Consider the following 13,998-nt stretch of genomic DNA (forward strand, 5'->3'; position numbering starts at 1 on the left):
AAAACGGTGATTATGACGAGCCGGAACTGAAGTTCATTATCTTCAAAAAATTGGAATACAATACATTATTATCAATATAATAATGTGTTGTACGACATTTTTTCGAAAATAACTGGAACGCAGACGTGTGCACCGTTGGATGGCACCGTTGTGTTGCAACGATGGATACGATGGGGTTGATGGCTTATGCGCAGGAATATGATGAAGCGTCTTGTCGAATGGCGGAAGACTTACGGCCACAAGCCGCTGCTCGTGTACGGCGCACGCCAGACCGGCAAGACCTATCTGCTCAATGAATTCGCCAAGACGGAATTCGCAAACGATTATGTGCGGGTTGATTTGGAGCGGGACGGCCGCGCGCGTCAGGTTTTCGAACAGGACCTTGAGCCAAGGATATTGATTCGCCGTCTGTCTCAGATTTCCGGCACCCGCATCGATCCCGACCATACGCTGCTGTTCTTGGATGAAATTCAGGCTTCCAATCGTGCCTTGGCGTCATTGAAGTATTTTCAGGAGGATATGCCGCAGCTATCCGTGGTTGCCGCCGGCAGCTTGTTGGGGGTTGCCGTCAACCAGCAGGGGTTTACCGCCCCGGTTGGAAAAGTGCAGACGCTGACGCTGAGACCGATGAATTTTGCCGAGTTTGTGGATGCGCTCGGTGAGGGGGCGTTGGTCGAGGAAATTCGGGAAAGCTATCGCAGTGGCGAGGCGTTTTATCTGCACGACGAGATGCTGTCTCGATTCTGGCAATACCTTCTGGTGGGAGGTATGCCCGAGGCCGTCGCCGAATATGTTCGTAGCGGCAGTTTCGATGCGGTCCGCGTTGTGCAGATGGACATTGCGGATCTGTATTCAGCCGACATGGCAAAGTACGCTTCACCTGTGGAAACGGCTCGTATACGAGATACCTGGAACAGCATTCCGGCGCAGTTGGCAAAGGAGAATCATAAGTTCCAGTACAAACTGGTGCATTCCGGAGGACGGGCATCGGTGTATGCGCCGGCGATCTCATGGCTGCTGTCGGCCGGTTTGGTTGAGCGCTGCGTACGTGTTTCCAGTGGGCGGCTTCCGCTCGCCATGCATGAGGATGCCGCGGCCTTCAAGGTCTATATGGGAGACACCGGTTTGTTGTCGGCCCGTTCGGAATTGCGTCAGGACATGGTGATGGATGCGGGGCGTCGTAGGTGGGTCGACTTGGGAGGCATAGTCGAGAACTATGTTGCGCAGCATATATGCGCCAATGGCGTGCCGCTGCGGTATTGGACCAGCGGTGCCACCGCCGAGGTGGATTTCGTCATGCAGATGGACGACGGCATCGCCGGTGTGCCGGTGGAGGTGAAGTCGTCCGATAACACCAGATCTCGGAGTCTGTCGGTGTATCGCGGCAAATACGAACCGGGTGAGGCGCTGCGATTGTCGACCAAGAATTTCGGCAGTGACAACGGCATACGCAGCGTGCCGTTGTATGCGGCGTTTTGTATCGGGGAGTAGGAGGTGCCGCTTTTCATCGGGTTTCGCCCCGTTGCTGGTAGATTGCTGTGTGGAAGCGATGTGCCGACGGGGGTGCGATATGAGCGTTTCATCAGGTGTTCCGGCGATCGATGACGTGCAGCCGTATGATGGCGACGACTTGGGAGCGATTCCCGATGCGTGTGCCGGAGATGGAGACGGGGGCTGTGCGTCCGAAGGCACCACGTTCCGCGTGTGGGCGCCGACCGCCAGCCGTGTGGAGCTGCGATTGTTCCACGATGGCGGGGTCTGCGCCCCGGGCGTGCGTGCCGAGCCGGCCTTTCCGCCGGGGACCAGCACCGGCGAGGATGGTGATGAGGATATCTCCCGCCAGCCGTATGCCACCTATGCGATGACGTGCGGCATCGGCGCCGACGGCCGGCCCGATGGCACCTGGTCCGCACATATCGAAGGTGCGGGCCACGGCACCTTCTACGACTACGTGGCGTATTTCCCCGACGGCCACGCGACCCGCACGGCCGACCCATGGGCGCGTGCCGCCGGGGCGAACGGCAGGCGCAGCATGGTCGTCGACCTGCGTCGCACCGATCCCGAAGGCTGGGCCGACGACAGGTCTCCGAGCATTCCGTTGGGCGAACTCGTCGTATGGGAGACGCACGTCGGCGACTTCAGCAATGACCCGCACAGCGGCGTCCCCGCCGAACATCGCGGCACATATCTGGCGTTCACGCACGACGACACCAGTGTGGATGGCGCCGGCGATTTCCCCACATGCGTGGCCTATCTGCGCAGACTCGGCGTCACCGCCGTGCAGCTCATGCCGATATTCGACTTCGGCTCGGTGGACGAGGCCGCCGCGCGCGATGTCGTCGATGCCGCGCATAAGCCCTACAACTGGGGCTACGACCCGGTCAACTACAACGTCCCCGAAGGCTCCTACAGCACCGACCCGTTCGACGGCGCCGTACGCATCCGCGAATGCAAGCAGATGATTCAGGCCTTGCACCGCAACGGCTTCAAGGTCATCATGGATGTGGTCTACAACCACATGTATGCCGCCGACAACTGGTTCGAGCGCATGGTGCCCGGCTATTTCTGCCGAAGGTATGCCGGCGGTGTGCTGTCCAATGGTTCGGGCTGCGGCAACGACATGGCGACCGAACGTCCGATGATGCGCAAATACATCGTCGATTCCGTCGAATATTGGGCGCGTGAATACCATATCGATGGATTCCGATTCGATCTGATGGGTCTGATGGACGTCGACACCATGAACGAGATACGCGCCCGGTTGGATGACCTGCCCGGCGGCTCCGCGAAGATCATGTACGGCGAGCCGTGGGCCGCCGACATGACGGCGGTCGCGCCCCACGTCGTATTGGCCGGCAAGCGTGGCCTCTCCCGGCTTGATTCGCGCATTGGATTCTTCAGTGACGATTCGCGCGACGCCATACGCGGCAATATCTTCCATCATCACAAGCCCGGCTACGTTTCCGGAGCGGCGCTTGAGTTCGCGCCGTCCGTCCGCCACGCCGTCGACGCGTGGCGCGGCACCGAGGTCGAGGCGGCCAATGTGGGGCAGGTCGTCCAATATGTTTCCGCCCACGACGACCTGACGTTGTGGGACAAGTTGTGTATGGCCATGCGTTCGGTGGCATTCGGTCATGTGGGGGAGCTGGGTGGCGGCGCGGCTGGCGGGTCCGGCGTTTGGTCGGCGGAGTCCGGGCCGACCGACGCCGAATACGACGCCGATCCCAGTCTGAGCGGCGACATCATGGAGGCGAACCGTATGGCCGCCGGCTTGGTATTGTCGTCGGCCGGCATCCCGTTCATGCTCTCCGGCGAGGAGTTCGCGCGGACCAAGCACGGATGCGACAATTCGTATGACCGGTCGGCCGCGTTGAACCGGCTGGACTGGCGTCGCGCCCGGCGGCTCGGTGGTCTGGTGGATTATTATGCCGCGTTGATTTGGTGGCGGCGTAGGAATCCTGCGGTGTTCGGCGGTCCCCGCATCGTGCCGCGGCGCGACGATTCCGTGGTCGTGTTCCGTGTGGGCAACGATTGCGTGACGGTCAATCCCACGAAGCGTATGGCGTGGCAGGGCGTGTCGGCGTTGCGCGCCGCGAACGGCTGGGGGCAGTTCGCGCCGCTTGATGATTCCGCGTGGGAATGCGTGTTCAGCTCGCGTGGCCCGGGGGGATGCGGCGAGGCGAATTGGGAGAGCTACTCGCGTGGCCATGAACGGCAGCTGGCCATTCCGCCGCGTAGTTTCTGCATCTGGCGGTGTGAGTAGGGGCGTGCCCGGAATCGCTGGTGGATTCCGGGTCTTTCGGTCATTGGATGGGTGCTCCCGCAGGACGTCCTAAAAAAATCCTGAATATTCGGAATAAAAGTTGGCGTTCTAAAGTTGAGTGGTGTAGGCTCAAGTTTTGGAAAGCGAAAAAGCTTGACGAATCATGGACCGTTCGGCAGGACGGTCGGGATTCCTGAAGCCTGAGCGAGAAACGTAGAACGAACCTAGACAATAGGAGGAACATTATGGGACGCGCAGTTGGTATCGATCTGGGAACCACGAATTCCTGCATCGCAACGCTTGAAGGTGGCCAGCCCACCGTTATCGTGAACGCCGAGGGCGCCCGCACCACGCCGTCCGTGGTGGCGTTCAGCAAGTCCGGCGAGATTCTCGTGGGCGAGGTCGCCAAGCGTCAGGCCGTGACGAACGTCGACCGCACGATCAGCTCCGTGAAGCGCCACATGGGCACCGATTGGAACGTGGAGATCGACGGCAAGAAGTGGACGCCTCAGGAGATTTCCGCCCAGATTCTGATGAAGCTCAAGAGGGACGCCGAAGCCTACCTCGGCGAGCCCGTGACCGACGCCGTAATCACCTGCCCGGCGTACTTCAACGACGCCCAGCGTCAGGCGACCAAGGACGCCGGCAAGATCGCGGGCCTGAACGTGTTGCGCATCATCAACGAGCCGACGGCCGCCGCCCTGGCCTACGGTCTGGAGAAGGGCAAGGAGGACGAGCGCATCCTGGTCTTCGACCTCGGTGGTGGCACCTTCGATGTGTCCCTGCTGGAGATCGGCAAGGACGACGACGGCTTCTCCACCATTCAGGTGCAGGCCACGAACGGCGACAACCGCCTCGGCGGCGACGACTGGGATCAGAAGATCATCGACTGGCTGGTCGGCGAGGTCAAGAACAAGTACGGCGTCGACCTGAGCAAGGACAAGATCGCCCTGCAGCGCCTGAAGGAAGCCGCCGAGCAGGCCAAGAAGGAACTGAGCTCCTCGACCTCCACCAGCATCTCGATGCAGTATCTGGCCATGACGCCTGACGGCACCCCGGTGCATCTGGACGAGACCCTGACCCGTGCACACTTCGAGGAGATGACCTCCGACCTGCTGGGCCGCTGCCGCACGCCGTTCAACAACGTGCTCTCCGACGCCGGCATCTCCGTGAGCCAGATCGACCACGTGGTGCTCGTCGGTGGTTCCACCCGTATGCCCGCCGTCAAGGAGCTCGTCAAGGAGCTCACCGGCGGCAAGGAAGCCAACCAGTCCGTGAACCCGGATGAGGTCGTGGCCGTCGGCGCGGCCGTGCAGTCCGGCGTCATCAAGGGCGACCGCAAGGACGTGCTGCTCATCGACGTGACCCCGCTTTCGCTGGGCATCGAGACCAAGGGCGGCATCATGACCAAGCTCATCGACCGCAATACCGCCATCCCGACCAAGCGTTCCGAGGTGTTCTCCACCGCCGAGGACAACCAGCCGAGCGTGCTGATCCAGGTCTACCAGGGCGAGCGTGAGTTCGCCCGCGACAACAAGCCGCTGGGCACCTTCGAGTTGACCGGCATCGCGCCGGCTCCGCGCGGCGTCCCGCAGATCGAGGTCACCTTCGACATCGACGCCAACGGCATCGTGCATGTGTCCGCCAAGGATAAGGGCACCGGCAAGGAGCAGTCGATGACCATCACCGGCGGCTCCGGCCTGCCGAAGGACGAGATCGACCGCATGGTCAAGGAGGCCGAGGCCCACGAGGCCGAGGACAAGAAGCGCAAGGAGGACGCCGAGACCCGTAATCAGGCCGAATCCTTCGCCTACCAGACCGAGAAGCTTGTGAACGACAACAAGGACAAGGTCTCCGACGAGGTCGCCAAGGAGGTCACCGACAAGGTGAACGCGCTGAAGGAGGCTCTGAAGGGCGACGACATCGAGAAGATCAAGAACGCCCAGACCGAGCTCATGACCTCCGCGCAGAAGATCGGCGAGGCCCTGTACTCGCAGCAGGGTGCGGCCGGCGCGGCGGGTGCCGCAGGCGCCGGTGCGGCTGCCGGTGCCGCCGGCTCCGCCTCCAACGGCGGTGACGACGACGTGGTGGACGCCGAGGTCGTGGACGACGATGACGACAAGGACAACAAGTAATCATGTCTGAGTTCAACAAGGACGATTACCTGAACGACATGGAGGATGCCGAGTCGCTGAAGAACGACCCGGCATCCGCCGGCTCTGCCCCCGCCTCCGACGATGCGAAGGATGCCTCGGCATCCGAGTCCCCGAAGGCCGGCGACACCTCGGCCCAGACCGACGCGGACAAGTCCGCGGACGCCGGCGCCGATGAATCCAAGGCCGACGACGCCGACGAGCTCACCCCTCTTGGCAAAGCCAAGAAGGAGGCCGCCGACTATCTGGAGGCCCTGCAGCGTGAGCGTGCGGAGTTCATCAACTTCCGCAACCGCAGCGCCAAGGAGAAGGACACCTTCCGCCAGCACGGCATCATCGACGTGCTCACCGCGCTGCTGCCCGCGCTCGACGACATCGACCGCATCCGCGAGCACAGCGAGATGGACGACTCCTTCAAGGCCGTGGCCTCGAAGATCGACAAGGCCTTCGAGAAGTTCGGCGTGGAGAAGTTCGGCGTCAAGGGCGAGGAGTTCGATCCGACGAAGCATGAGGCGATTCTGCACAAGCCGGATCCCGAAGCCGAAAAGGAGACGGTGGACACCGTCGTCGAGGCGGGCTACCGCATCGGCGACCGCGTGATCCGCGCGGCCCGCGTGGTCGTCGCCTCCCCGCAGAGCTGACCCCTCCCCAAAAGAGGCGTCATGGAAATCCTTGTGCCGGCATCGCTCACTAGTATGTGCCGGTGCAAGGAGTGCTATCCGCGTGAACATGCGGTTATGCCCGAGAGGGGCGGGCGGCATACGTTGCGTGGCAAACGCAACGAGCATGGCCGTGCCTAAGAGGGGAGGGCGGCATGCGTTGCGCGGCAAACGCAACGAGCGTGGGGCAGGGGCTGGCATGTCGAGACCGTAAAGACTCGGCCTGAGCGGCCCGGAGCGTGTCACGACATGCCAGCCCCTGTCCCGCGCGGTCTCATACACGATAAATGTAAAGCGTATTTCCAATAATCAATACATCATTTTCTTTTAGAAAGGAGACATGGAGATGGCTGAGAATGAATGGCTGAACAAGGATTTCTATAAGGTCCTCGGTGTCTCCAAGGACGCTTCCGACGAGGAGATCACCAAGGCCTACCGCAAGCTGGCCCGCAAATACCATCCCGATCTCAACAAGACCAAGGAGGCGGAGGAGAAGTTCAAGGACATCTCCGAGGCCTATGACGTGCTGAACAACAAGGAGCAGCGTCAGAAGTACGACGCCATCCGCCAGTTCGGCATGGGTGGAGCACGCTTCGCCGGCGGTTCCGGCCAGGGCGGCTTCGACGCCAGCGGTTTCTCCGACATCTTCGGTTCGATGTTCGGCGCCGGCGCGGGCGGCCCCCAGGGCTCCTCGCGCATCCGCTTCTCCACGGGCGGGGCGGGCGGTCCCGACCTCAACGACATCTTCCAAGCGTTCGGCGGTGCGGCGGGCGCGGGCGCTCCCGGTGCCGGGTTCGGCGGTGGACGCAGCGGTTACCGCGAACCGCAGGAGCCGGTGCGCGGCAAGGACCGCAACTCCAAGATTAACCTGACGTTGCGTCAGGCGGTCAAGGGCGCAACGGTCTCGCTGAGCGTGGATGGCGGCAAGTTCAAGACGCATATTCCCGCCGGCGTGAAGGACGGACAGAAGATCCGTCTGGCCGGCAAGGGCCATGCGGGCCAGTATGGCGGCGCGCACGGCGACCTGTATCTGGCCGTGCACGTGAAGTCCGATCCGAAGTTCAGCATGTCTGGCCGTGACGTCGTGATGGACCTGCCCGTCACCGTCGCCGAAGCGGCGTTGGGCGGCAAGGTCTCCGCCAAGGACATCGACGGCGAGGTCGTCACGTTCAAGGTGCCCGCCGGCTCGTCCAGCGGCACCGAGGTGCGCATCAAGGGCAAGGGCGTGGCCAGCCCGCGCGGCAACGGCGATCTGGTCGGCCGCGTAATGATCCAGGTGCCGGAGACGTTGGGCTTCAGACAGAAGAAGACGCTGAAGGACTTCGATTCCTCCAGCAGCGACTTCGCCGACCGCGTAGCCGCCGAGCGTCTCGGTGAATGAGGCGTGGTGATCGGTCATGGCAAGGATTGCGCCGAAGCTGCGCAAGGCGTATACGATGTGCGCCCAGGCCCTGGTGGCCGAGCGCGTCTCGCTTGACGCGTCCGAGGAGCTGGGGCTGAACGTCGATCTGCCGATCTTCAGCGTCGGGCAGGCGGGCGAACTGGCCGACATCCATCCGCAGACACTGCGGCAGTATGACCGTCTGGGTCTTATCGTGCCGCAGCGTACGCCGGGCGGTGCCCGCCGGTATTCGCTGCGCGACATCAATCGTCTCTCCCAGGCCCAGCGTATGAGCCAGGAGGAGTCGATCAATCTTGCCGGCATCACGAGGATCCTCCAGTTGATGGAGGAGAATCGTCAGCTCAAACGGCAGAATCGCCAGCTTCGTCGTCGTATGGAGGGCAACGTCGTATTCGAGGCGGCCGCCGACGGCGAGGTCATCGAGGTGCAGCGTGTTCGTCGCGTGCGCGAGCCGTCGCCTTATCGCCGCACGATTCTGCAGATCACCGCACGTTGATTCACCATATATTGATGCGTCACTCGGCTCACCTGGACCGTGTGACGTGTGCGCAGAACCGTTGGAATCACAACGTTGTGTGATGACCGTCACGCGGGCCGTGTGTGCCTTGTCACGTATGCTACATATCGTCACGTAATCCGGCCCGCGTGACGGTCATGACGGCCATACCTTTATCGTCCTAGTCGTCGTTGTTTTCTTTGCGGCCATTGTTTCCTGCGCCGCGCTGCTCCCTGCGCAGCGGATGAGGCTGGGCGCCGGTGTGGATGAGGTTCAGCGAACGCACCGAGCTGGGCGACATGCCGTAGTGGCGTTTGAACAGCGTGGCGAAATAACTGGCGTTGGGATATCCGACCATGACCGCCACCTTCTGCACGGGGATGTCGGTATTCGACAACGCCTTGTAGGCGTGCTCCATGCGGTAGGCGATGAGGTATTCGTTCGGGGTCATGCCCATCGCCGATTTGAACGACCGGATGATGTAGCTCGAATGCAGATGGAATGCCGCGGACAACGTGGCCGAGGTCACGTCCTCGTTGAAATGGTCGTCGAGGTATCGACGGACCTTTTCGGCGAGCCTGAACGCGGTGGATTCCTCTTCTCCCACGATCTGCACGGTCTGCAGGACGTCGAGGAACAACTGCTGCGTGGGCCAGAAATTGTTCTGCATAGGACTGGTGCTGGCGGCGAACAGACGGTTGAACAGCGAATACAGCGGCTGGGGCTCCTCGATGCGACGCTGGCGCAGCAGGTACATCGTCGGCTGGGCCGTGTGGTAATGCAGGATCGGCACTTCGATGGACGACCTCATCGGCGTGGGCTGCGGGCCGACGTCCCATTCGCTGATGACGGCGAAATGCGCCCAATAGTATTCCGTGGTCTCCGACATCGCCTTCCATGAATAATGGTGATGCTTCGGCAGGAGTATCACGCTTTCGCCGGCCGCGACGGTCATGTTGTTGCCGTCCTCGGCGATGAACAGCCGTCCGTGGGTGACGACGATGAGGATGAAATACGGCAGTGTGGTCCGGTCGGGATGGCGGTCGCCCGGCTGGAACACCACATAGTCCCCCTCGATGAAGGTCGGTGCGGGGATGCATGAAATCGAGATGAATTCGTTGTTCATGGGGCGGTCTCCCTATATGGACGATGTCGGATGATGGCGTGGACGATGCCGGACGACGGCGCTGGCGCATGGTCGCCATGCGATTTTCGCCATCGATGAGGCGTTGCGCATGCGTTTGCTCGGTTGTGGGGCAACCGATAAGCGGTTTGCCGCATCCGGGGGAGGGCAAGCGTGGTCTATCATGGCTGGTGGAGCATGTCGGTCGGCAGTGTCATTTTTCAAAGGTCATTGTCATGATAACAAAAGAAAAAGGCTTTTCGCAAATGCGAAAAAACATATGATGTCTTACGACAAAAGTTCGCAACGAAAGCGAGAGAGACTATGAGTAGCAACGTAAGCTCCTCTGTGAAACTTTCGGTAAGGGAGAAAATCGCTTACTCCTTCACCGATATGGCAGGCAACCTGCTGTATGTGACGATTTCGTCGTACATCATGTACTTCTACACCAACGTGTTCCACATCCCGGCCGCAGGCGCTCTGGGTGCGGGCACCATCCTGTTGGTCGCGCGCTTCGCCGACGCCATCTCCGCCGTCGTGTGGGGCTCGATCGTCGACCACACCAACACCAAGTGGGGCCAGAGCCGCCCTTGGTTCCTGTGGCTGTGCATCCCGTTCGCCGTCACCGTGTTCATCGCGTTCACCGCGCCCAGCCTGCCTGACGGCGCGCCGAAGTTCTGGTACGCGCTGATTACCTACGTCCTCGCCGCCGGCGCCGTCTACACCGGCATCCAGACGCCGATCACCGCAATCCTGCCGAACCTCACCGACGACCCGGTCGAGCGCAACAACGCCAACTCGTTCCGTATGGCCGGTGGCCAGATCGGCTCCTTCATCACCTCGTCCTTCACCATCCCGCTGGTCGGCTTCTTCGGCGTGAAATTCGGCGGCGGCGACAAGACCGGCTTCATGATCGTCACCGCGATCTGGGGCATCATCGCCATCATCCTGCTGCTGTTCTCCTTCAAGAACCTCACCGAATACAACTACCGTCCCGAACTCAACAAGCCGATCCCGCTCAAGGACTCCCTCAAGGCCGCCAAGGGCAACTGGCCGTGGATCATCCTCGTCGTGGCCTTCGTGATCTACTGGGTCGCCCAGTCCACGCGTAACGGCGTCTCCACCTACTACGCCCAGTACGTGCTCAACAACCGCGACCTCACCTCCATCTTCAACGGCGTGCAGGTGCTCGGTCTGATCGGCACCATCGCCATGCCGCTCATCGCCAACAAGACCAAGAACAAGACCCTGACCATGATCATCGGCCTCATCATCGGCGGACTCGGCCAGGCGCTCATGCCGCTCGCCGGCCACAACGTGCCCCTGCTGGTCATCTTCTGGACCATCGGCGTGCTCGGTGCCGCCATCGCCATCGGTATGCCGTTCGGCATGCTCGCCGACACCGTCGACTACGGCGAATGGAAGACCGGCATCCACGCCGCAGGCTTCCTCACCGCCGTCGGCTCCGCGTTCTGCATCCAGGTCGGCTCCGGCTTCGGCGCCTTCCTGCCGCTGGAGATCATGGGCGCCGCCGGATACGACGCCAACCTCGAAGTGCAGTCCGCCGCCGCGCAGAACGCCATCAGCTTCTGCTTCATCTGGCTGCCCGTGATCGTCTACATCATCGTCGGCGTGATCATGTGCTTCTACCGCAAGTACGAGAAGATGGAGCCGCAGATCAAGGCCGAACTCGCCGAACGCCACGCCAAGGCCGAGACCGAAGCCTCCGCCAAGTGACGACGGCCGCTCGACGGTCCTGACGGATCGGCACCATCCCGGACGCCGACGTCCCCTTGCCAGAGGAGACGTCGGCGGCCTCCACAACGTACCCTTCCCTTCCTCTGATAGGCGTCGGCTCCCGCTCCTCTGGGGAGCCGACGCCTCCCATATTGCTTCCCCTCTCATTTCAACGCTCCAACGGCAGCGACGCCAAACCGCCGTCACGGCTCCTCCGCCGTAGAAAGGAACATCATGGCCTACAGCGCACCCAAGGTCGAGGTCACCTCCGCCTTCTGGAAGAACTACCGCGACCTCGTCGTCAAGAAGGTCCTGCCCTACCAGTGGCAGGTCATCACCAACCAGATCGAAGTCGACCTCCCGCTCGACCCCGGCGGCAACCCCACCACCGGCGACACGCTCAGCTACGCCGTCGAAAACCTCAAGATCGCCGCCGACCAGGCCGAAGGCAAGTTCCACGGCATGCCGTTCCAGGATTCCGACGTCTACAAGTGGCTCGAATCCGCCGCATACGCGCTGCAGGACCACGACGACGCCGACCTCAAGGACATCGCCGACGGCGTCGTGGACCTCATCGCCGCAGCCCAGCAGCCCGACGGCTACATCGACACGTTCTTCCAGATCAAGTGGCCCGACCGCAAGTTCGCGCGCATCCAGCAGTCCCACGAGCTCTACACCATGGGCCACTACATCGAAGCCGGCGTGGCCTACTACGAAGCCACCGGCAACGAAAAAGCGCTCGACATCGCCAAGAAGATCGCCGCCTGCATCGACGCCCACTTCGGCGACGAAGCCGGCAAGGTGCACGGCGCCGACGGCCACCCCGAAATCGAACTCGCGCTCGCCCGCCTCTCCGAAGTCACCGGCGAATCCAAGTACGCCGAACTCGGCCGCTGGTTCCTCCACGTGCGCGGCAAGGACCCGGACTTCTACGACAAGCAGAACAAGGCCGACGGCTGGGACCGTGACTTCTTCGAGCAGATCAAGTACCTGCCCCGCACCTACTACCAGGCCGCCGAACCCGTCACCAAGCAGCAGGACGCCGAAGGCCACGCCGTCCGCGTGATGTACCTGTGCACCGGCATGGCCCACATCGCCCGCCTCACCGGCGACGACAGCCTGCTCAAGGCCTGCCACACCTTCTGGGAAAGCGTCGTGCACAAGCGCATGTTCATCACCGGTCAGATCGGCACCACCAAGGAAGGCGAATCCTTCACCTACGACTACGACCTGCCCAACGACGCCGAATACGGCGAAACCTGCGCCTCCGTGGGCATGAGCTTCTTCGCCCGCCGCATGCTCGAACTCGAACCCAAGGGCGAATACGGCGACGTGCTCGAAAAGGAGCTGTTCAACGGCACCATCGCCGGCATGGCACTCGACGGCCGCCACTTCTACTACGTCAACCCGCTCGAAGTGGACCCGCGCGCCCTCAAAGGCAACCCCGACTTCCGCCACGTGCTCGCCGAACGCGCCGGCTGGTTCGCCTGCGCCTGCTGCCCCGCCAACCTCTCGCGCCTCATCGCGTCCGTGGACCGCTACATCTACGCGGTGGAAGACGACGGCACCATCCTCGCCGACCAGTTCATCGCCAACAAGGCCACCTTCCACAACGGCGCCGTCATCGAACAGCGCAGCAACTTCCCGTGGGAAGGCCACGTCGAATTCACCATCGACAACCCCGAAGGCGCTGAATTCCGCTTCGGCATCCGCATCCCCGCATGGTCGAAGGGCGCATTCACCCTCGCCGTCAACGGTGAGGAGACCAACGTGGAACCCGAAGACGGTTTCGTATACCTCACCATCGCCGACGCCAAGACCGAAATCTCCCTCGACCTCGACATGACCGTCAAGGAGCTGCGCGCCAACAACCGCGTGGCCGAGGACGCCGGACGCGTGGCCGTCACCCGCGGCCCGCTCGTCTACACCGCCGAATCCGCCGACAACGCCGGCGACCTGTGGCTCTACGCCATCAAGCCCGGTTCCGGCGCATACGAATTCAAGCCCGAACTCCTCGGCGGCGTCGGCACCATCACCGAACAAGGCACCAAGGAGATCCTGGACGAATCCGACGACCTCTACCTGCCGGCAGGCTCCGAACAGACCGAATCCGCCTCGGTGACGTTCATCCCGTACTACGCGTGGGCCAACAGGGGCGAAGGCCAGATGCGCGTATGGCAGAGGACCGTCTGATTTCGGATGGTCGGCCGGGATATGTGATGTCCGACACACTCAAGGCCGTTCGGCCGAGCTTACGGTCGGACATCATATATCCCGGCCTTTGCATCTCAATCTGATTGCGGGTTGGAGCGTGGCCGTTCGGCCGAGCCTACGGTCGAGCAATGCATATCCCCTCCTTGGTTTCTCAGGTCAGTATGCGGGTTGGAGCGTGGGCGTTCGGCCGAGCTTACGGTCGGATATCATGCCTGCCGGGCCATTGTGCGCTCAATCTGATTGCGGGTTGGAACGTGGGCGTTTGACGGGGTGTGAGGCGGTGCTTCGACGTAGTCGAAGGCTCCCCTTGTCAGGGGAGCTGTCACGCGTAGCGTGACTGAGGGGTAGTCGACACCTCAACAGCTTTGACGGTAGAGTCTGGTGAACCGTCAAGATCCTTCGACTCGATATCCTCGTTCAGAATGGCGGTAAGACAGTAACAGTAAGAGGG

At 62.0% G+C, this 13,998-nt stretch carries 9 protein-coding genes; 8 read left to right on the forward strand and 1 reads right to left on the reverse strand.

Translation table 11 applies throughout. The features are described 5' to 3' along the window. Positions 1–198 precede the first annotated feature (198 nt). From DF200_RS06595 to DF200_RS06620, 6 genes are all read left to right on the forward strand, one after another. Entirely contained in the window at positions 199–1,491 is a 1,293-nt protein-coding gene (locus DF200_RS06595; RefSeq protein ID WP_158275800.1) for an ATP-binding protein, read from the forward strand. Between the two features lie 79 nt (positions 1,492–1,570). After that, on the forward strand, positions 1,571–3,763 hold the full coding sequence (locus tag DF200_RS06600; protein ID WP_109137494.1) for an alpha-amylase family glycosyl hydrolase: 2,193 nt from the start codon (positions 1,571–1,573) through the stop codon (positions 3,761–3,763). Positions 3,764–4,008: 245 nt separating this feature from the next. Then, positions 4,009–5,898: a molecular chaperone DnaK gene (gene dnaK / locus DF200_RS06605; RefSeq protein ID WP_109137495.1), complete on the forward strand. Its 1,890-nt coding sequence runs from the start codon at positions 4,009–4,011 to the stop codon at positions 5,896–5,898. A 2-nt stretch (positions 5,899–5,900) separates the two neighbouring features. After that, entirely contained in the window at positions 5,901–6,557 is a 657-nt protein-coding gene (grpE, locus tag DF200_RS06610; protein ID WP_109137496.1) for a nucleotide exchange factor GrpE, read from the forward strand. Between the two features lie 364 nt (positions 6,558–6,921). Continuing rightward, complete coding sequence (locus DF200_RS06615; RefSeq protein ID WP_109137516.1) at positions 6,922–7,956, forward strand: DnaJ C-terminal domain-containing protein; 1,035 nt, start codon at positions 6,922–6,924, stop codon at positions 7,954–7,956. Positions 7,957–7,972: 16 nt separating this feature from the next. Next, positions 7,973–8,473, forward strand: a complete 501-nt coding sequence (locus DF200_RS06620; protein ID WP_109137497.1) for a heat shock protein transcriptional repressor HspR — start codon at positions 7,973–7,975, stop codon at positions 8,471–8,473. Between the two features lie 181 nt (positions 8,474–8,654). Here the strand turns inward: DF200_RS06620 and DF200_RS06625 are convergent, their stop codons facing one another. Next, positions 8,655–9,599 (reverse strand): helix-turn-helix transcriptional regulator, encoded by a 945-nt coding sequence (locus DF200_RS06625; protein WP_109137498.1) that lies wholly within the window; start codon positions 9,597–9,599, stop codon positions 8,655–8,657. 321 nt (positions 9,600–9,920) lie between these two features. Here DF200_RS06625 and DF200_RS06630 point away from each other — a divergent pair, with 321 nt between their 5' ends. Further along, positions 9,921–11,333, forward strand: coding sequence for an MFS transporter (locus DF200_RS06630; RefSeq protein WP_109137499.1), 1,413 nt, complete (start codon positions 9,921–9,923; stop codon positions 11,331–11,333). Between the two features lie 234 nt (positions 11,334–11,567). Next, positions 11,568–13,526: a glycoside hydrolase family 127 protein gene (locus tag DF200_RS06635; RefSeq protein WP_109137500.1), complete on the forward strand. Its 1,959-nt coding sequence runs from the start codon at positions 11,568–11,570 to the stop codon at positions 13,524–13,526. Positions 13,527–13,998 lie beyond the last annotated feature (472 nt).

This window comes from Bifidobacterium catulorum, assembly GCF_003129925.1.
In the GTDB taxonomy this organism is placed as follows: domain Bacteria; phylum Actinomycetota; class Actinomycetes; order Actinomycetales; family Bifidobacteriaceae; genus Galliscardovia; species Galliscardovia catulorum.